At 70.5% G+C, this 17,064-nt stretch carries 19 protein-coding genes, 1 tRNA gene and 1 other RNA gene; 11 read left to right on the top strand and 10 right to left on the bottom strand.

The genetic code is table 11. From position 1 onward, the window contains the following. Positions 1 to 58: 58 nt before the first annotated feature. From ACI1MP_RS20500 to ffs, 6 genes are all read right to left on the bottom strand, one after another. Entirely contained in the window at positions 59 to 1,339 is a 1,281-nt protein-coding gene (locus ACI1MP_RS20500; protein WP_100588132.1) for an aspartate kinase, read from the bottom strand. Between the two features lie 255 nt (positions 1,340 to 1,594). After that, positions 1,595 to 2,275: a DUF5063 domain-containing protein gene (locus ACI1MP_RS20495; protein WP_100588131.1), complete on the bottom strand. Its 681-nt coding sequence runs from the start codon at positions 2,273 to 2,275 to the stop codon at positions 1,595 to 1,597. Next, positions 2,268 to 2,867, bottom strand: a complete 600-nt coding sequence (gene recR, locus ACI1MP_RS20490) for a recombination mediator RecR (protein WP_043916551.1) — start codon at positions 2,865 to 2,867, stop codon at positions 2,268 to 2,270. Before recR ends, ACI1MP_RS20495 begins: the two co-directional genes overlap by 8 nt. A gap of 388 nt (positions 2,868 to 3,255) precedes the next feature. Further along, positions 3,256 to 3,570, bottom strand: coding sequence for a YbaB/EbfC family nucleoid-associated protein (locus tag ACI1MP_RS20485; RefSeq protein ID WP_043915119.1), 315 nt, complete (start codon positions 3,568 to 3,570; stop codon positions 3,256 to 3,258). Positions 3,571 to 3,731: 161 nt separating this feature from the next. Then, positions 3,732 to 5,906 carry a DNA polymerase III subunit gamma and tau gene (locus ACI1MP_RS20480; RefSeq protein ID WP_380339238.1) on the bottom strand — a complete coding sequence of 725 codons (2,175 nt, stop codon included), beginning with the start codon at positions 5,904 to 5,906 and terminating at the stop codon, positions 3,732 to 3,734. Between the two features lie 66 nt (positions 5,907 to 5,972). Then, positions 5,973 to 6,063: signal recognition particle sRNA small type (ffs, locus tag ACI1MP_RS20475), an RNA gene on the bottom strand. Positions 6,064 to 6,194: 131 nt separating this feature from the next. On the opposite strand from ffs, the gene ACI1MP_RS20470 reads away from it, so the two are divergent. The 5 genes from ACI1MP_RS20470 (at position 6,195) to ACI1MP_RS20450 (ending at position 9,970) form a co-directional block, all read left to right on the top strand. Further along, positions 6,195 to 6,279, top strand: a tRNA-Ser gene (locus tag ACI1MP_RS20470). Positions 6,280 to 7,315: 1,036 nt separating this feature from the next. Beyond that, positions 7,316 to 7,798, top strand: coding sequence for a hypothetical protein (locus ACI1MP_RS20465; RefSeq protein ID WP_380339163.1), 483 nt, complete (start codon positions 7,316 to 7,318; stop codon positions 7,796 to 7,798). A 355-nt stretch (positions 7,799 to 8,153) separates the two neighbouring features. Beyond that, positions 8,154 to 8,615: a prevent-host-death family protein gene (locus tag ACI1MP_RS20460; RefSeq protein WP_363482935.1), complete on the top strand. Its 462-nt coding sequence runs from the start codon at positions 8,154 to 8,156 to the stop codon at positions 8,613 to 8,615. A 660-nt stretch (positions 8,616 to 9,275) separates the two neighbouring features. Beyond that, positions 9,276 to 9,554, top strand: coding sequence for a CopG family transcriptional regulator (locus ACI1MP_RS20455; RefSeq protein WP_380339160.1), 279 nt, complete (start codon positions 9,276 to 9,278; stop codon positions 9,552 to 9,554). Continuing rightward, entirely contained in the window at positions 9,551 to 9,970 is a 420-nt protein-coding gene (locus ACI1MP_RS20450; RefSeq protein ID WP_380339157.1) for a hypothetical protein, read from the top strand. Before ACI1MP_RS20455 ends, ACI1MP_RS20450 begins: the two co-directional genes overlap by 4 nt. 334 nt (positions 9,971 to 10,304) lie before the next feature. On the opposite strand, the gene ACI1MP_RS20445 is transcribed toward ACI1MP_RS20450, so the two are convergent. Continuing rightward, positions 10,305 to 10,766, bottom strand: coding sequence for an SRPBCC family protein (locus ACI1MP_RS20445; RefSeq protein ID WP_404869207.1), 462 nt, complete (start codon positions 10,764 to 10,766; stop codon positions 10,305 to 10,307). Positions 10,767 to 11,121: 355 nt separating this feature from the next. Between ACI1MP_RS20445 and ACI1MP_RS20440 the strand changes: the two genes are divergently transcribed. Next, positions 11,122 to 12,012: a YhjD/YihY/BrkB family envelope integrity protein gene (locus ACI1MP_RS20440; protein ID WP_404869206.1), complete on the top strand. Its 891-nt coding sequence runs from the start codon at positions 11,122 to 11,124 to the stop codon at positions 12,010 to 12,012. A 37-nt stretch (positions 12,013 to 12,049) separates the two neighbouring features. Here the strand turns inward: ACI1MP_RS20440 and ACI1MP_RS20435 are convergent, their stop codons facing one another. Further along, positions 12,050 to 12,427: a MerR family transcriptional regulator gene (locus tag ACI1MP_RS20435; protein ID WP_404869205.1), complete on the bottom strand. Its 378-nt coding sequence runs from the start codon at positions 12,425 to 12,427 to the stop codon at positions 12,050 to 12,052. A 131-nt stretch (positions 12,428 to 12,558) separates the two neighbouring features. Here ACI1MP_RS20435 and ACI1MP_RS20430 point away from each other — a divergent pair, with 131 nt between their 5' ends. Then, positions 12,559 to 13,209: a class II aldolase/adducin family protein gene (locus tag ACI1MP_RS20430; protein ID WP_404869204.1), complete on the top strand. Its 651-nt coding sequence runs from the start codon at positions 12,559 to 12,561 to the stop codon at positions 13,207 to 13,209. Continuing rightward, complete coding sequence (locus tag ACI1MP_RS20425) at positions 13,206 to 13,682, top strand: carboxymuconolactone decarboxylase family protein (RefSeq protein WP_404869203.1); 477 nt, start codon at positions 13,206 to 13,208, stop codon at positions 13,680 to 13,682. The genes ACI1MP_RS20430 and ACI1MP_RS20425 overlap by 4 nt, the downstream gene beginning before the upstream one ends. Here ACI1MP_RS20425 and ACI1MP_RS20420 read toward each other — a convergent pair. Continuing rightward, positions 13,642 to 13,944 carry a hypothetical protein gene (locus ACI1MP_RS20420; protein ID WP_404869202.1) on the bottom strand — a complete coding sequence of 101 codons (303 nt, stop codon included), beginning with the start codon at positions 13,942 to 13,944 and terminating at the stop codon, positions 13,642 to 13,644. The genes ACI1MP_RS20425 and ACI1MP_RS20420 overlap by 41 nt on opposite strands. A gap of 360 nt (positions 13,945 to 14,304) precedes the next feature. On the opposite strand from ACI1MP_RS20420, the gene ACI1MP_RS20415 reads away from it, so the two are divergent. Next, a complete protein-coding gene (locus ACI1MP_RS20415) occupies positions 14,305 to 14,619 on the top strand; it encodes a hypothetical protein (RefSeq protein ID WP_404869201.1) in 315 nt (104 codons plus the stop codon). Here the strand turns inward: ACI1MP_RS20415 and ACI1MP_RS20410 are convergent. Then, positions 14,609 to 14,830, bottom strand: a complete 222-nt coding sequence (locus ACI1MP_RS20410; RefSeq protein WP_100589219.1) for a hypothetical protein — start codon at positions 14,828 to 14,830, stop codon at positions 14,609 to 14,611. The genes ACI1MP_RS20415 and ACI1MP_RS20410 overlap by 11 nt on opposite strands. A gap of 449 nt (positions 14,831 to 15,279) precedes the next feature. Between ACI1MP_RS20410 and ACI1MP_RS20405 the strand changes: the two genes are divergently transcribed. Both ACI1MP_RS20405 and ACI1MP_RS20400 read left to right on the top strand, forming a co-directional pair. Beyond that, on the top strand, positions 15,280 to 15,483 hold the full coding sequence (locus tag ACI1MP_RS20405; RefSeq protein WP_030916923.1) for a cold-shock protein: 204 nt from the start codon (positions 15,280 to 15,282) through the stop codon (positions 15,481 to 15,483). A gap of 100 nt (positions 15,484 to 15,583) precedes the next feature. Beyond that, positions 15,584 to 17,023, top strand: a complete 1,440-nt coding sequence (locus ACI1MP_RS20400) for a DEAD/DEAH box helicase (protein WP_404869200.1) — start codon at positions 15,584 to 15,586, stop codon at positions 17,021 to 17,023. Positions 17,024 to 17,064: the final 41 nt, after the last annotated feature.

Below are 17,064 nucleotides of genomic sequence, written 5' to 3'. Positions count from 1 at the left end.
CCGCTTCACCCGTCCCGCACACAACCTCTGCGCTGTGCGCGGGGGATCCTGTCGGGGGTCAGCGGCCGGTGCCGCCGTAGACGACCGCCTCGTCGCCGGAGCTGTCCAGCCCGAAGGCGGTGTGCACGGCGCGGACCGCCTCCGGCACGTCCTCGGCGCGGGTGACCACCGAGATCCGGATCTCCGAGGTGGAGATCAGCTCGATGTTCACGCCCGCCTCGGACAGCGCCTCGAAGAACGTCGCGGTGACGCCCGGGTTGGAGCGCATGCCGGCGCCGACCAGCGAGATCTTGCCGATCGCGTCGTCGTAGCGCAGCGACTCGTAGCCGATGCCCGCCTTGACCCGGTTCAGCGCGTCGATGGCCTTCTGGCCCTCGGTGCTGGGCAGGGTGAAGGAGATGTCGGTGAGGCCGGTGGCGGCGGCGGAGACGTTCTGCACCACCATGTCGATGTTGACCTCGGCGTCCGCGATGGCGCGGAAGATCCGGGCCGCCTCGCCCGGCTTGTCCGGCACGCCGACGACGGTGACCTTGGCCTCCGACGTGTCGTGGGCGACTCCGGAGATGATGGCCTGCTCCATCTCGCCCCCTTCGGGCTGGTTCGGGTTGGTGCCGCTGACGATAGTCCCCGGCAGACCGGAGAACGAGGATCGTACGTGAATCGGGATGTTGTAGCGCCGGGCGTACTCCACACAGCGGTCGAGCAGCACCTTGGAGCCGGACGAGGCCAGCTCCAGCATGTCCTCGAAGGCGATCCAGTCGATCTTCCGGGCCTTCTTGACCACCCGCGGGTCGGCGGTGAACACGCCGTCCACGTCGGTGTAGATCTCGCACACCTCGGCGCCCAGCGCGGCCGCCAGCGCCACCGCAGTGGTGTCGGAGCCGCCGCGGCCCAGCGTGGTGATGTCCTTGGAGACCTGCGAGACACCCTGGAAGCCGGCCACGATCGCGACGTTGCCCTCGTCCAGGGCGTTGCGGATCCGACCCGGCGTCACGTCGATGATCCGCGCCTTGTTGTGCGTCGCGTCGGTGATCACACCGGCCTGGCTGCCGGTGAACGACTGGGCGTCGAAGCCCAGCGTTTTGATCGCCATCGCCAGCAGCGCCATGGAGATGCGCTCTCCGGCGGTCAGCAGCATGTCGAACTCACGGCCGGACGGAATAGGCGTCACCTGTTCCGCGAGTTCGATGAGCTCGTCCGTGGTGTCACCCATCGCGGAGACCACGACGACGACCTCATGGCCGGCCTTCCGGGTGTCCACGATTCGGCGGGCGACGCGCTTGATGCCTTCGGCATCCGCGACGGATGAGCCGCCGTACTTCTGCACGACAAGGCCCACGGGGGCTCCTCGACTTGGGGTGGTAGGTCGCCGCCAGTCTAACGAGCAGGGATGTCCCGACCGACGTCTTCCACATCGTGAGATACGAATATCGAACTCTGATCACCGCGGACCGTCAGGTCTGCGGGCTCCGGCCACCCGATCCGAAGAATCGCCGCCCACGCACCGTCTCCGCGTCCGGAATCTTCTCCTCCGGCCCACGGGTGACTGGTGCGTCACACTCCCCCGTCGGGCGCTGCCGCGCCCGGTGTGCGGCTACAGACCGAGCTCGGCCGCCATCAGGTCGCCCGCCTGCTGCTCCAGCTGCTCGTCCGTCAGCCCGTCGTCGTCGGTGTCCGCCCCGTCCGGCACCGCACCCAGCGGCGAGTCCAGCCGGACGTGCGCGATCAGCGACTGCAGCGCCCGCAGCACCGCCGTGCAGGTCGAACCCCAGTTGGACAGGTACGAGAACTGCCACCACCACAGCGCCTCCGACACCCGGCCCTCGCGGTAGTGCGTCAGGCCGTGCCGCAGCTCGCTGACCACCCCCGCCAGGTCGTCCGAGATCCGGAACGCGCTCGGCTTCTCCGGCGGGCCGTACGGGTCGAACACCTCGTGGTAGACGTCGATCGGCGCCAGCAGCTCGGCGAGCCGCTCGCGCAGCTCCACCCCGTCCGGCTCCGGGCCGGCGTCCGGCTCGAAGCGGTCCTCCGGCAGCACGTCCTCGATGGCGCCCAGCCGACCGCCGGCCAGCAGCAGCTGCGACACCTCCAGCAGCAGCAGCGAGATCGCACTGCCCGGCTCGTCGCCCTTGGCGACCTCGGTGACGGCCAGCACGAAGCTCTCCACCGAGTCCGCGATCTGCACCGCGAAGTCGTCCGGGGCCTCGGTCCGGCCCAGCAGCCGGGACGGGTCCGACGGGTGGGTTCGGTCAGCGGTGTCGGTTCGGTCAGACATCGAGCAGTCGTCTCCCTTCGAACGCCCGGCCGAGGGTGACCTCGTCGGCGTACTCCAAGTCCCCGCCGACGGGCAGTCCGCTCGCCAGCCGGGTGACCTTGAGGCCCATCGGCTTGCACAGCCGGGCCAGGTAGGTCGCGGTCGCCTCCCCCTCCAGATTGGGGTCGGTGGCCAGGATCAGCTCGGTGACCGTGCCGTCCGCGAGCCTGGTCATCAGCTCACGGATCCGCAGATCGTCCGGGCCGACCCCCTCGATCGGGCTGATCGCCCCGCCCAGCACGTGGTATCGGCCGCGGAACTCACGCGTCCGCTCGATCGCCACCACGTCCTTGGGCTCCTCCACCACGCAGATCACCGCGAGGTCGCGACGCGGATCCAGGCAGACCCGGCACTGCTCGGACTCCGCGACGTTGCCGCAGACCACGCAGAACCGCACCTTCTCCTTCACCTGCTGCAGCGCATACGCCAGCCGCCGCACGTCCACCGGATCGGACTGCAGGATGTGGAAGGCGATCCGCTGGGCGCTCTTCGGACCGACTCCGGGCAGCCTGCCCAGCTCGTCGATCAGGTCCTGCACCACGCCCTCGTACACCGCCACGCCTTCCTTCGACCGGGGTTCGCACTCCGGTGCCATCATCCAACGAATCGGGCGCCGGACACACCGCCCGACGCCCTACTGGCTCATAAATCACACAACTCATTGCCAGCAAGCGTTCAGGAACTGCCGGGCCACTGCTCAGAGTTGTTCAGCGTTGCTCGGTGTCACGCGCGGCAGGGCCGCGGGCGGCTCGGCCGCTTTGTGCGGCTCGGCTGCCTTGTGCGGCTCGGCTGCCACGTGCCGCTCGGCGGCTGTGCGCGGCTCGGCTGCCACGTGCGTCTCGGCTGCTGTGCGCGGTCACCGCGTGCAGTTCAGTTGCTGTGCGCGGCCCAGTTGCCGTGGGCGGCCCAGTTGCCGTGGGCGGCCCAGTTGCTGTGGGCGTTCAGAACGGGAGGCCCGGGATGCCCGCGCCGCCCAGGCCCTGGGCCAGCGGGCCCATCCGCTCCGCCTGGAGCTTCTGCGCCGCCGCGTTGGCGTCGCGCACCGCGGCCAGCACCAGGTCGCCCAGGGTCTCGGTGTCCTCCGGGTCGACCGCCTCCGGGGAGATGGTCACCGACGTCAGCTCGCCGGCGCCCGTCACCGTGACCTCCACCAGACCGCCGCCCGCGGAGCCGCGGACCACGGTCTCGGCGAGCTCCTTCTGAGCCCGGCCGAGCTCCTCCTGCATCTTCTGCGCCTGCTTCAGCAACTGCTGCATGTTCGGCTGGCCACCAGGGAACACGGCACTCTCCTCGATCCATCGGCACTCACACGGCCGACGCGAACCACCGCAAGCACCCGCGCCGGCACCTGCCCCCGAGCCTACGCGGCCGCCCGTCGGCCCCACGTCAGTTCCGCAAGGCCGCCACCGGCGACGACTCAGCCCGGACGGTGGTGGATCTCCTCCAGCACCGTCGCCCCCAGCTCGCGGACGATCAGGTCTCGCGCCGAGAACGCCTCCTCGTTCAGGTCCGGGTCGTCCTCCTCCGGGATGTCGTCCTCCGGCGCGACCGCAGGCGCGGCCTGCACCGGCGGAGCGGGCGGCGCGGACGGCGCCGCGGCGGGCGGCGTGGGCGCCGACGGCTGCGGAGCCGGTGCCGCCGGGGCGACCGGGGCCTGCTGGACGGGCGGCGCGACAGGTGCCGACGGCTGCGGGGCCGGAGCGGGCGCGGCGGGCTGCGGGGCCCGCGCCGGGGCGCCCCAGCCGCCACCGGCCGGCGGGGCCGGGGGCGCGTACGAGGCCGATGCGGACTGTCCGGACGGCGAGGAAGTGCCACCGGACGGGTCGACGATGCACTCGACCCGCCAGTCCACGCCCAGCGCGTCCGTCAGCGCCTGCCGCAGCACCTCGTCGCTGTGGCTGCCGACGAAGCTGTCCCGGGCGCCCGCGTTCACGAACGACACCTGCAGCGTGCTGCCGTCGAAGCCCGCCACCTGGCCGTTCTGGCTGAGCAGGATCCAGGTGAACCGGCGGCGGTTCTTCACCGCCTCCAGGATCTGCGGCCACATCTGCCGGATCTGCGCCGCGCCCTGCTGCGCGGCCGCCGTGGGCTGGCCGGTGGGCGGCGCGGCGGCCGGCTGCGGGGCCGGGGCCTGCGGCGGCTGCGGCTGTGCTTGCGGGGGCTGCTGGACCGGCTGCGCCTGCTGGGCCTGCGGCTGCGGGGTCGGGGCGGGCGGCGGGGTCTGGTCCGCCGAGGGGAAGCTGCGCGGGATCGGCCAGGCGCCCGGCGCCGGGCCCGACGATGCGGGAGCGGGGGCGGCAGCCGGTGCCGGGGCCTGCTGCACGGGGGCCGGCACCGGTTGCACGGGAGGCTGGGCCTGCGGGACGACCGGCTGCTGCACCGGCGTCTCCACCGGCGCGGGCTGGAACGCCATCGGTGCGGCGAACCCGCCGGTGGCGGCCCGGCGCTCCAGCTTGTCCAGCCGGGCCTGCGTCGACAGCTCGTCCCCGTACGCGCCGGGCAGCATCACCCGGGCGCAGATCAGCTCCAGCTGCAGCCGGGGGGCGGCGTTGCCGCGCATCTCCGTCAGGCCGGTGTTGACCAGGTCGGCGGCACGGCTCAGCTCGGCCCGGCCGAAGCGGTCGGCCTGCGCCTGCATCACCGCGACCCGGTCGGCCGGGGCGTCGATCAGGCCCTTCTCCCCCGCGTCCGGCACTGTGGCCAGGATCACCAGGTCGCGCAGCCGCTCCAGCAGGTCCGTGACGAAACGCCGCGGGTCGTGCCCGCCCTCGACCACCCGGTCGACCACCTGGAACACCGTCGCGCCGTCCTGCGCCGCGAACGCGTCCACCACCTCGTCCAGCAGCGAGGAGTCGGTGTACCCGAGCAGCGCGGTCGCCATCTGGTACGTCACGCCAGCCTCGCCGGCACCCGCCAGCAGCTGGTCCATCACCGACATCGAGTCACGCACCGACCCGGCGCCGGCCCGCACCACCAACGGGAACACCGAGTCCTCGACCTGAATGCCCTCGCGCCCGCACACCTGTGCCAGGTAGTCGCGCAGCGTGCCGGGAGGCACCAGCCGGAACGGGTAGTGGTGGGTGCGGGACCGGATCGTCCCGATCACCTTCTCCGGCTCGGTGGTGGCGAAGATGAACTTCAGGTGCTCCGGCGGCTCCTCCACCACCTTCAGCAGCGCGTTGAAGCCGGCCGAGGTCACCATGTGCGCCTCGTCCAGGATGAAAATCTTGTAGCGGCTGTGCACCGGCGCGAAGAACGCCCGCTCCCGCAGCTCACGCGCGTCGTCCACACCACCGTGCGACGCCGCGTCGATCTCGATCACATCGATCGACCCCGGCCCGCCGGTCGCCAGATCACGACACGACTGACACTCCCCGCACGGCTCGGGGGTCGGCCCCTGCTCACAGTTCAGGCAGCGGGCCAGGATGCGGGCACTGGTCGTCTTTCCACACCCCCGCGGCCCGCTGAACAGGTACGCATGGTTGACCCGGTTGTTTCGCAGGGCCTGCTGGAGCGGGACGGTCACGTGCTCCTGCCCGATGACCTCCGCGAAGGTCTCGGGGCGGTAGCGGCGGTACAGGGCTAGGGACACGCCACCGACGATATCGGGACCAACGGACAAACGTGGCTCCCCCACCCACCACGCCCCCGGAAACGCAAGGACCCCTCGCGCACCCGCCAGAGCCCTCCTACCCTTGCTGCCTTCCGGCCCTGGGGGGGTTCAGAGAGATGACGCCACACGAGGGGCTGCCCCAAGAGTAGCGGATCCCGGCCCCCACTCCCCCCACCCACCCCGATCTCCGATCCGCAGGCCACCCCCGCCACCCACCTGCGAGACCGTGGTCGCAACCACCCCTCAACATGTACTAAGCTCTCCCACGGAGGATTCGCCTAGAGGCCTAGGGCGCACGCTTGGAAAGCGTGTTGGGGGCAACCCCTCACGAGTTCGAATCTCGTATCCTCCGCCTCGATCGAAGGCCCGGACCGCAACAGCGGCCCGGGCCTTCGTCGTTCTGTAATTGCAGTTCTGGTTGCAGTCGCACCTCGCCGACCCGCCCCGGGCAGCCCGGCACCTGCATGCGACAACTTCAGCTGGGTGATGGGCGCCCCATGCCACTCGACCATCTCGCTGAGCTCGCACCGATCGGCGCTCTACGGCTTGCCCTCCATCGCACAGTTCGGGGCTGCGGAAGCCCAAGTGGATGCACCCGCCACAATCAGCCCACCGGCAAGCAGGTGGACGCTCCGCGGCCTAATACTCCAGCCGCACTGCGTCGAGGTCGGCAGTGATGATCCGCTGTTACGACTCAGGAGGCTCCGGCGGGATGGACCGGCGGGTAATGAGCCTCAAGACCAGCTCTCCGTGCACCTCCGCAGCCTCATCGAGTCCTCCAGCCCGTCGAGAACCTCCATGGCCACCGTGATATCGCGTGCTTCCCGGTGATCGACCCGCGTCTGTGCACCCCGGATCGCCATATCCCTGCGCGCTCTGTTGGACTGCACGAAGAACATGGCTGCCGTCAGGTCCGTCACCGTTCCAGCCGTGCTCGCCACGATCGCAGCGCGGGAGCTTGCCCGGGCCGTCGTCCGGCATGCCCGCACAGCGCTCATGCCGTGAGAGGTCGCCGTCCTCATGGCGGTCGAGGACAGGGAACTCCCTGGAACAACCTGGACTGCCGCTGAACGGCGACAGGAGGTGCTGAGCGAGGTCCTGCACACCACGCGGAAGAGCGGGAACAGCCCTGTCGGCATCGAAGACACCGAGGACATCCTCGCGCCAGTGCGGCCGGTCCAGCCCGCCACGCGGAGGGCTGGACCGGAGTGAGGTGAAGCCCGGTGCTCGCGCTGCGGCAGCGCCCCGCACCTGACCCTCGAAGCAGCTAACGCAAGACAGGGCAATAAAGGTGGACTAGTAGCACCCACTAGCACCTAGACACCTGAACATGCGGCGTGCAAGTATTCAGATGTCCGCCAGACGTCTGAAGCATGGGAGGGAATGGCATGTCTCAGGAACAGCAGTTCATCTCGGTACCGGTTCCGAGCCAGCACGTCACGCAGGTGTACGCGCTCCTCGCGGAACTCGCCGGCATCACAACAGCTCCCTCGGCTGAGGCTGCCGCCACTCCGCTGGACGACGGCGAATGGCCCTTCGTCGAGTGGAGCCTGCAAGACCTGCGCAAGCTGACGCAGGACTCACTGGACTCCGTGCAGGTAGTCACCGGCGTACTCGACATCTTGGCCAAGCAGCCCGGTCAGCGAGTGAGCTACACGTCTCTCGTAGAACTGCTCAGCGTGGACCGAAAGCGCCTACGAGGCGTCCTGTCCGCCTTCACCCGCGTCGTGCACAAGCACTACGGTCGACGAAACTGGCCCATGACCTGGGTAGAGGCTCCCAGTGATGGCGCCGACTTCAAGTCCGAGTTCTACTACACGGTGAGCGAGACCACCGCCGCGCGGTGGCGGGAGGTTCGCGCGCAGGACTGATGGCGACTGAGATGGGCCCAACCGCGCGGGAGATGCATGAGGCAACCAGCTGTGGTTGCAGTTCTGGTTGCATTCACCTCCGTTCGGGGGTGTTCAGCCTCCGGCCAACGAGACACTCCGCCGCAGGTCAGGGCGCACACGGCTACGCCCGGACAGCCGGACGAACATCTGGAAAGCGCATTGGGGGCAACCCCTCACGAGTTCGAATCTCGCATCCTTCGCCTTGATCGAAGGCCCGGACCGTCTCGCACGGTCCGGGCCTTCGTCGTTCGTACGCACCGCACAGCGTCTGATCGGACGTGCGATCAGACCGGCGGCATTGACTTCGGAACATATTCCGAAGTAGCGTCGAGCCATGTCCACTCTCACCGTGTCGTTCTCCGACCTGTCGAAGAACTCGAAGCGTGTCGCGGACACCGTCGAGCAGGCGCACCGCGTTCACGTCACCCGTCGCGACGGCGAGGACCTGTACCTCACCACCGAGCGCCACGACCGCCAGCGTGAGGAAACCGCCGACGTCACCGCGCGGCTGTTCGCAGCGCTGATCACCAGTGATGAGGGTGCGCGCGCGGTTCTCCTCGCCCTCCCCGAGGTCTTCCCCTGGACCCGGCACCTGTCGGCCGAGGAGGTACGCGAGTTCGTCGTCGACCTCGTGAACGCCACCCGCGACGTGGTGGAATTGGACGTTCACGCCAACCTGCACCGTGTGATCGTCGAGTGGCGGGCCACCGCCAGGATCCTGGCGGACCCCGAACTGAGCGCCCAGCTCACCGGACCGCTCCCGGGCGATGACCACGGCGAGGTACTCGTCCCGTGAGCCCCAAGCGTGGAGACGACGTCCCGCCGCCACCGATCGATGACGAGTGGCGGCTTCGATTCGCCACCAGCGAGGCCGCCAAGGGGTGGGGCGACCTCTGCACGGAGGTGCCGGGGAACACTCGTCGTTGCTTCGAAGCGCTCCGCGCCGACCCCCTGTCCACGCGTGACCCCGATCGACAGCACCGGCTCCGAGGCCGCCTGGCGACGCGCGTTCTCGGCGGGGACGAGCTACCGCAGTGGGAGTACGAGGTGACTGCCGGCGGGCGCGTGCGCTACCTCGTCGACGAGCCGGGGCGGACCGTCCATCTCGTCTACGCCTCGCCTCGGCACCCCAAGGACACGGATAGCTGACCCTGAGCAAGATGGGCGATCCGGCCGCAGGTGCCAGGCAGCGTGGTCTCAGTTTTGGTCTCATTCATCGCCGTCCAACCAGGTACGGCCACCACCCAACGGCTTGCTCCGTTGCAGTTCAGGACAGGAGCGAACCCCGGCGGACGGTGCCGGGAAGAATTGGAAAGCGTGTTGGGGGCAACCCCTCATGAGTTCGAATCTCGCATCCTCCGCCTTGATTGAAGGCCCGGACCGCTCAGCGGCCCGGGCCTTCGTCGTTTCCCGAGAAGCCAGGCCACCCTGCGATATGGCAAGTATGGTGGCATGTATGGCATCCAAGAAGGTCACCGTCACGCTCCCCGAGGAACTGCTGGACGAGATCCGCGCGGACAGTGCCGACCGCGGCCTCTCCGCCTACGTCGCCGACGCGCTCCGGGCCAAGCGCGACCGCGACCGTCTGCAGGAGCTGGTCGTCTGGCTGGAGGAAGAACACGGGCCGGTCAGCAGCGACGAACGGGCTGCCGCCTACTCGGAACTGGACGACCTCGACGCGGAACACGACCGGCGTCGCGCGGCCCGTGACAAGAGCAGCGGGGCGGCCGCGTGAAGAAGCGCGCTGCGGAAGACCGGCGGCTGCGCATCTTCGTGCTGGACAGCGAGGCACTGTCGCTCGCGGTTCGCGGCGACCGGATGATGATCGCTCGGCTCGATCTCGCCGCCCGCGGCGAGGCGGAGATCGTCACCTCGCCGATGACCTTGGTCGAGGCGTACGACGCGCGCACCACGGAGCAGCGCTGGGACTGGGTCCTGTCGCGGGTGAACGTCGCCGCACTGGGTAAGGACGAGGCGCGACAGGCACGTCGGCTACTGGCGGACGCCGGCCTGCACGGACACAAGTACGCGATCGACGCCGTGCTCGCGGTGGTGGCGATGCGGCAGCGGGGCCAAGTGACGGTCTTCACCTCCGATCCGGAGGACCTGGAGAGACTGCTGCCGGACCACATCGTGGTGATGAAGGTCTGACCTGTCCACACACGCCGGGAGAACCTGAGCCGGCAAGGACGAACGCCGGCGGACAGGGCCTGGTCTCAGTTTTGGCCTCATCCACCTCCGTCCAACCGGCTTCAGGCACTGTCCACCGATTTGCTCTGCCGCAGGTCAGAACGGCCTTGAACCCCGGCGGACCTGGGTGAGGAGAATTGGAAGGCGTGTTGGGGGCAACCCCTCACGAGTTCGAATCTCGTATCCTCCGCCTCGATCGAAGGCCCGGACCGCGACAGCGGCCCGGGCCTTCGTCGTTCACCGGCTCATCTGCAGTCTCGACGGACCTGTCGGTGGCTTCGCGGCTCCGCCCGCGTCAGTTGCCGCCGCCCAGCCGCCGGGCCAGGACTCGGCCGCGTTCGGCCTGCACTGCTCCGGCCTTCCCGGCCGCGTAGCGGAGCAGGCCGAACGGCGCGTGGAGCCGCAGTCGATCGACCACCAGGGAGCCGTCGGCGCCTCGGGCGGTGACGGCGAAGCGGTAGTCCATCCGCACACCGCCCGGGCTGACCACCTTGCCGCTGACCGTCGCCTCGGCCGGCAGCCCGGCGTCCTCGATGCGCAGGCTGACCCGGATGACGTTGTCGTGCTGGACCAGTCCGAGGAACCGGAAGCGCTCGACGGCCACGTAGTGCGTGACCCCGGCCTCGTACTGCACGTCCCGCACGTCCACGAGCAGCGGGGAGAGCCCGATGTAGTTCTCGGGGTCTGCCAGATGTGCGAGTACTGCGGCGGGCGTTGCCGCGATGTCGTAGCTGTGGCTCAGTTCGATGCTGGGCACGTCCACCCCCGTCCGGTCCGGGTCCGATGTTCCGAGTCCGGCTCGTGGACCGGGAACGATCGAACTCGGCGGTGCGCGACGCCTACAGGTTGCGATGAACGTCGCGACGGCTTCCGACAGTCAACACCCACACGATCGGCTTGTGCCCCCACGCGGCGGCACTTCCCAGGGCCCTTCGGATATGTCAACGATGTGCGGCCCGAGGCGGCAGTTCGACCTCGTCCTGCGCGCCGGGACCCCACGACCCGCAGCAGCCGCCCAGCGTGGTCCCGCGCCTGCCTGGTGCACCGGCTCGCATCAGCTACGTCCGGAGGGGCACACGGCCCGGGTCAACCGCCACACCATCGCTCGGTCGGTGACGTTCTGGCTCCGCCCGGCGTTCGCGCTGCGCGTCTACAGCCGGTTCCAACGCCTCGTCGGTTTCGACCGCTCGATGGCCTTGGCCTCCGCCGCGCTGACGGCGCTGATTCCGCTGGCCCTGCTGTGCGGCGGCCTGGCAGCCCGACTCGGGGCCAAGGACATCGCGGAACGCGTCGTCGAGCGCTACGGCCTCACCGGTGACGGCGCCGAGGCCGTGCGTCGGCTCCTCCCGGAGTCGAGCGACTGGACCACGCTGGGGTTGTTCGGCGGCGTCTTCCTCCTGATCTCTGTCCTGAGCCTCGCGCGCGCCGCACAGCGGCTCTTCGAGCAGGGCTGGGACCTGCCGCCGCTGAGTGTCCGCAACACCGTCAACGGGCTCAGATGGATCCTGCTGCTCGCCGCGTACGTCGCGCTGAGCGGACTCGCCCACGCGACGTTCAGCCGCCGTGAACTGGGAGCGGCCCTGGTGGAAGCGCCCCTGACCTTGGCGTTCCTGCTGTGGAGCGGCCGCCTGCTGTCCGCCCACCGGATCCCCGGACGCGACTTGATGCCGTTCGCCGTCGTCTGCGCCGTCGCGCTGACCGGCTACTCGGTGGCCATGACTGCCTACCTGCCCCGCCTGTTCGACTCCTACGCGAACCGCTACGGCGCGGTCGGGGCGGTCTTCGCGATGCTCTCCGCTCTCTTCGGGGCCATGCTCACGATCGTCGCCTCGACGGCGATCGGCAACGAAGTGCGCGTCGAGATCGCCCGGATCGGTCGGGGCGAACGCCCGCCGGACAACGAGGTGCGCCGGCAATGGGCTGCGGTCCTGCAACAGGCCCGGTCACGCTGGCGCACGACTCGGGGGAAGGCCGGCCGCACCCACCACGACGCGAAGTCCTGACCAGGCCTTCGTCAGCTGCGTCGCCCGTCGATGGGCGTCAGTCGGAGTGGCTCCACGTTGCCATCCGGTCGCGGAAGGTCGGGCAGGTGACGATGTCGGTCCTGCTGCACTGGAGGGCGTGGGTCAGGAGTTGGTGGGCGTGGTCGAGGTCGAGCATGCGCTGTTCGATCTCGGCGACCTTGGCGCGGATCATCGCCTGCCGCTGCGGCTGGTCCTGTTGGAACTCCCTGACCTCGGCCAGGCTCAGGCCGGCCTGCTGGAACTTGCGCAGCAGCACGATCCGGTCTGCGGCCTGTGGCGGATAGCGCCGCTGCCCGCTCCGGCGTTCGGGTGCGGGAAGCAGGCCGTGGCGTTCCCAGAAGCGGATGGCCGACGCGGGGACGTTGGTGAGCTCGGCGAGCTGACCGATCGTCATGCGCATCCTTCGCTCCCTCTCACCCGGCCGGCCCGACGCTTGACTTGAACCTTAGTTCAAGTCGCAGAGTGGCAGGCACGTGCGGCGGCGGCGAACCGGCCACCGCCGACAGGGAATTGGGAGATGAAGAGATGGCAGGCGCACCAGAACACCAGCTCGTCGAGGCTGCCCGGCAGCTGTTCGCGGCGGGGGTGATGTCGCACTCCGGGCACGCCAACCTGAGCGTCAGGCTCGACGCCGAGCGCTTCCTGCTGACCCCGGGGTTCGTCCGTGACCTGGAGCCCCACCAGTTGGCGATCGTCGGGCTCGACGGGCGGGTGCTGGAGGGTGAACTGCGCTCCGTCAGCGCCGAGATCATCACCATGCACAGCGTCGTCTACCGCGCTCGCCCGCACGTGGGCGCGATCATCCACACCCACTCGCCGTCCGCGACAGCCTTCGCGGTGGCCCACCGGCCGCTGCCGTGCCGCACCGAGCCGATGCTGCGCTTCGGACAGCCCGAGGACGTACCGGTGGTGCCGTGGGGGCCGCGCGGGTCGGACGTGTCGGTCCGGGGCATCGCCGACGTGCTGGAGCGACGGCCGACGACGGCCGCGGTCCTCCTGGCCAACCACGGGTTGCTGGTGTTCGGGCCGGACGCGGCGGCTGCCGCCCACCTCGTGGTGGCGATCGAGGAGAGCGCCGAGGCCGAGATCGCCGCTGCGGCGATCGGCGGGGCGGTGGACTTCCCCGAGGGCGCGCTGGAGGCGGTCCGGGCCTCGATCGCCCGGGTCGCGTCATGACCGAGCACGCCTTCGCGGAGCGTTCCGAAGCCCTGCGGGATCGCTACCGCACGACGCTCGGGGCCGTCCCTCGCGCAGTGGAGGACCGTCTGCGGGTGGCCCGGGCCTTCGACCGGCTCCCCACGGAGGAGGCGTTCACGGCGCTGCGCCACATCGTGCTGGCCGACAGCCCGCTCGGCGGTCGGGTGCAACAGCTGGTCCACTTCGGGCAGTTGCTGGCTCTCGGCCGAGCGGAACCGGCCCGGATCCACGCCCGGGGAGCACTCCACGCGGGCGCCGGCATCGCCGACCTCATCGGGGTCGCCGAGACCGCGCTCATCACCTCGGGCACGCCGGCCTACGCGCTCGGCATCGAGATCGTCGTCGAACTCCTGCCGGACGAGGACGGCACGGCCGAACACGGGCAGTGCGGGGACGCGCCGAGCCCCGGTGTCAGCACTCGACCCCGACCGCTCCCGCCGGCGCGACCATGAGCTCGACCGCCTCGCGGTCGGTGAGCCCTTGCTCCCGGCACAGGGGGCGCCAGGTCGAGAACGCCGCGGCGTGGCCGATCGCCGCCCGCCGGGCCGGGTCGCCGGCCTCCGGCCAGGCACCGGTCAGCATCTCGACGTCCTGCCTGGTCGTCTCCTCCCGGGCCTCCCGGGCCTCCCGGGCCTCGCGGACCTCCCGGGCCTCCCGAGCCTCGCGGACCGGCGCGGGCACAGCGTGCTGGTCGCGGACGACCAGCGTCAGCATCTGCTCGCCCGCGCGGTGGAAGCGGTAGTTGTCGGCGAGCCCGACCGCCGGCCGCTCAAGGGGGTTCTCGATCGCGCCCCACTCCTCGGGGCGGGGCGGCTTCTGCTGCGACAGCCAGTGCCCCGAGCGCGCCTCGAACAGCGCCGTCCCGTCCGGGAAGTGCCGGTGGACGATCCATCGGGTGCCCCCGGCGCGTCAGTCGGGTGACGCCGACGCGCTCGGCGACGGCCGCGATGCCGGTCGACGCCGGGCCCGCGGTGCCGTGCGGGTCCACGGCGGCGTCGACGATGCGCTGCCGCGTCCGTTCCACGTCCTCGGCGCGTTTTGCGGATCTCTTGGCCGCGCGGGGAACTCCACACCATGGGGAACGCCGGCCCGGCACCGGCGCGAACGATCGAGATCACCGGTCCGGCCGGGTTCGAGCACTTCTTCCGCGAGCCGGCCGAGGTGCTCGCCGACGGACCGCCGCAGCCGGAGGACGCGGTACCGGCGCTCGCCGCCGAATACGGGCTCGGGTTCGGGCTGCCCGCCCTGCCCGACGTCGTCTCGCGCTTCGACCTGACGCCGCCGCCCGGCGTCCGACCCGCTCCGGCGCCGCCGAGCTCCTCCGGCGGCCGGGGTGCTCGCGGCACCGGAGCGGGTCACGGCGCCGGTGGCGGGCGGGTCAGAGGTTGAACATCCCGCGGTACGGCTCGGAGATGCGCTCCTGCCGTGATCCGAAGTCGACCAGTACCGCGGTGTCGCCTTCGACTCCGATGACCCGGCCGAGGCCGTAGGCGTCGTGAGTCACACGGTCGCCGAGGGCGAAGTGCTTGCGCGGCGCTTCGGCCTTGGCCTTGAAGGGGCTGGTGGGCAGGTGTCGGCGAACTGCTTCAGGCTTTCTCATCCAGGCCAGTATGCTCCTCGGACCGCCGCAGCGACCCTTTCTGACGGCCCGAATCCTGGATGCCTGAAATGCCGGGTTCATCGAACGGCGCTTTCCCGGGCGCGCGAGCCCGGAGGGGCGCCGCGAACCGGCCGCCGCGCCGGGCCGCCGCGCACCGGTCGGGCCAACCGCCCCGATCAGCGGCGATGTTGGCGTACAGGGCGGCTCCGGACCGCCGGCGCCGGGGTGACGTCCACCGAAACCGGGGTCGAAATGTCCCCCCGTTGCGGGCTCGGGGCTGCTACAGTCGAAGGAGTTGCAGTAGTGGTTCCCATGAACTTTGTGTGCGCCTGCTGATGTATCGCAGGCGCATTTCTGTTTCCCGGAAGTTTTCCGGGCGGGCGCTCATCGCGGTGACTCGGTGCCCGTATCGTGCGGGTTCCGGAAGGTCCCTTGAAGGAGATTTTTACATGGCTAATGGCACCGTGAAGTGGTTCAACGCGGAAAAGGGCTTCGGCTTCATCGAGCAGGAGGGTGGCGGCCCGGACGTGTTCGCCCACTACTCGAACATCAACGCCAGCGGCTTCCGCGAGCTGCTCGAGGGCCAGAAGGTCGAGTTCGACGTCACGCAGGGCCAGAAGGGCCCGCAGGCCGAGAACATCCGCCCGCTGTAGTTCCCACTGCCCTGGCAATCGCCTGGCAGCGAGGGGCCCGCGCCGCGCACATGGTGCCCGGTGCGGGCCCCTCGGCTTTTTTGAAGAAGGGTCTCCCGCATTGAACCGTTCCAGCCGCCCTCCGCGCCGACGCACCGGTTCCGGCTCCGCATCGGGCAGCAGCGCGGGACCCGCCTCCCGGCGGGAGTTCTCGGTGCCGGTGAGTACCGTGCCGGCCCTGCCCCCCGTCGGTTCCTTCGAGGAACTGGACCTGCCGAGGGAGCTGCTGACGATCCTGGCGCGGCGGGGCGTCACCACCCCCTTCCCGATCCAGGCCGCGACGCTGCCGAACTCGCTGGCCGGCCGCGACGTGCTGGGACGGGGACGCACCGGCTCCGGCAAGACGCTCGCGTTCGGTCTCGCCGTGCTCGCCCGCACCACCGGGCAGCAGGCCGAGCCGCGGTGCCCGCTCGCGCTGGTCCTGGTCCCCACCCGCGAGCTCGCCCAGCAGGTCACCGAAGCCCTCACGCCGTACGCCCACGCGGCGCGTCTGCGGATGGCCACCGTGGTCGGCGGGGTGCCGGTCCGCCGCCAGGCGCAGGTGCTGAACCGCGGTGCGGAGATCGTGGTGGCCACACCCGGGCGGCTGGGGGACCTGATCGAGCGCAGGCTCTGCCGCCTGGACCGGGTCGGTATCACCGTCCTCGACGAAGCCGACCAGATGACCGACATGGGCTTCCTGCCCGATGTCACCGCGCTCCTCGAACAGGTCGCCGAGGGCGGCCAGACGATGCTGTTCTCCGCCACCCTGGACCGCAACGTCGACAGCCTGGTGCGGCGTTTCCTGAAGGACCCGGTCACGCACTCGGTGGATCCGTCCGCGGGAGCGGTCAGCACGATGGAGCACCACGTGCTGCACGTGCAGAACTACGACAAGACCGCCACGATCGCCCACATCGCCTCCCGCGACGGCAGGGTGATCATGTTCATCGACACCAAGAGCGGCGCGGACCGGCTGGTCGAGACCCTGCTGGCGAGCGGCGTGAAGGCCGCGGCCCTGCACGGGGGCAAGTCCCAGCCGCAGCGCACCCGCACCCTGGAGCAGTTCCGCACCGGTCAGGTGGCCGCGCTCGTCGCGACCGACGTCGCCGCCCGGGGCATCCACATCGACGGCCTCGACCTGGTCGTCAACCTGGACCCGCCCGCAGACCACAAGGACTACCTGCACCGCGGCGGACGCACCGCCCGGGCCGGCGAGTCCGGCACCGTCGTCACGCTGGTCCTCCCCAACCAGCGCCGCGGGACCGCCCGAATGATGTCCACGGCCGGCATCACCCCCGTCACCACCACGGTCCGGGCCGGCGACGAGGAACTCACCCGGATCACCGGTGCCCGCGTCCCCACCGGCGTGCCCGTCACGATCCCCGACCCCGTCGTCGAGCGGCCCCGCCACAACCGCTCCACCGGCCGGAACCGTTACGGCCGCCCGGCCTCCGCCCCCCGCACCCGCCCGACCGCCGACGGCTCGGGCGGCGCCAAGTCCCGGGCGCACAACCGGTAGCCGCGAGCCCGACGCGATCTTGCCGCCCGCGGCGAGGCCCG

The sequence above is a fragment of the Kitasatospora griseola genome (assembly GCF_044999035.1).
Taxonomy (GTDB): Bacteria; Actinomycetota; Actinomycetes; order Streptomycetales; family Streptomycetaceae; genus Kitasatospora; species Kitasatospora griseola.
The sequence above is the reverse complement of the archived record's forward strand: the minus strand, read 5'-3'. Positions and strand labels throughout refer to the sequence as shown.

Bases quoted from the DNA above. Each gene is read 5' to 3' on its own strand.
- ACI1MP_RS20455 (WP_380339160.1), top strand. From the start codon at position 9,276: ATGGCATCCAAGAAGGTCACCGTCACGCTCCCCGAGGAACTGCTGGAC.
- ACI1MP_RS20465 (WP_380339163.1), top strand. From the start codon at position 7,316: ATGTCTCAGGAACAGCAGTTCATCTCGGTACCGGTTCCGAGCCAGCAC.
- ACI1MP_RS20415 (WP_404869201.1), top strand. From the start codon at position 14,305: ATGGGGAACGCCGGCCCGGCACCGGCGCGAACGATCGAGATCACCGGT.
- ACI1MP_RS20410 (WP_100589219.1), bottom strand. From the start codon at position 14,830: ATGAGAAAGCCTGAAGCAGTTCGCCGACACCTGCCCACCAGCCCCTTC.
- ACI1MP_RS20485 (WP_043915119.1), bottom strand. From the start codon at position 3,570: ATGCAGCAGTTGCTGAAGCAGGCGCAGAAGATGCAGGAGGAGCTCGGC.
- ACI1MP_RS20420 (WP_404869202.1), bottom strand. From the start codon at position 13,944: ATGCTGACGCTGGTCGTCCGCGACCAGCACGCTGTGCCCGCGCCGGTC.
- ACI1MP_RS20425 (WP_404869203.1), top strand. From the start codon at position 13,206: ATGACCGAGCACGCCTTCGCGGAGCGTTCCGAAGCCCTGCGGGATCGC.
- ACI1MP_RS20495 (WP_100588131.1), bottom strand. From the start codon at position 2,275: ATGTCTGACCGAACCGACACCGCTGACCGAACCCACCCGTCGGACCCG.
- ACI1MP_RS20435 (WP_404869205.1), bottom strand. From the start codon at position 12,427: ATGACGATCGGTCAGCTCGCCGAGCTCACCAACGTCCCCGCGTCGGCC.
- ACI1MP_RS20430 (WP_404869204.1), top strand. From the start codon at position 12,559: ATGGCAGGCGCACCAGAACACCAGCTCGTCGAGGCTGCCCGGCAGCTG.
- ACI1MP_RS20405 (WP_030916923.1), top strand. From the start codon at position 15,280: ATGGCTAATGGCACCGTGAAGTGGTTCAACGCGGAAAAGGGCTTCGGC.
- ACI1MP_RS20460 (WP_363482935.1), top strand. From the start codon at position 8,154: ATGTCCACTCTCACCGTGTCGTTCTCCGACCTGTCGAAGAACTCGAAG.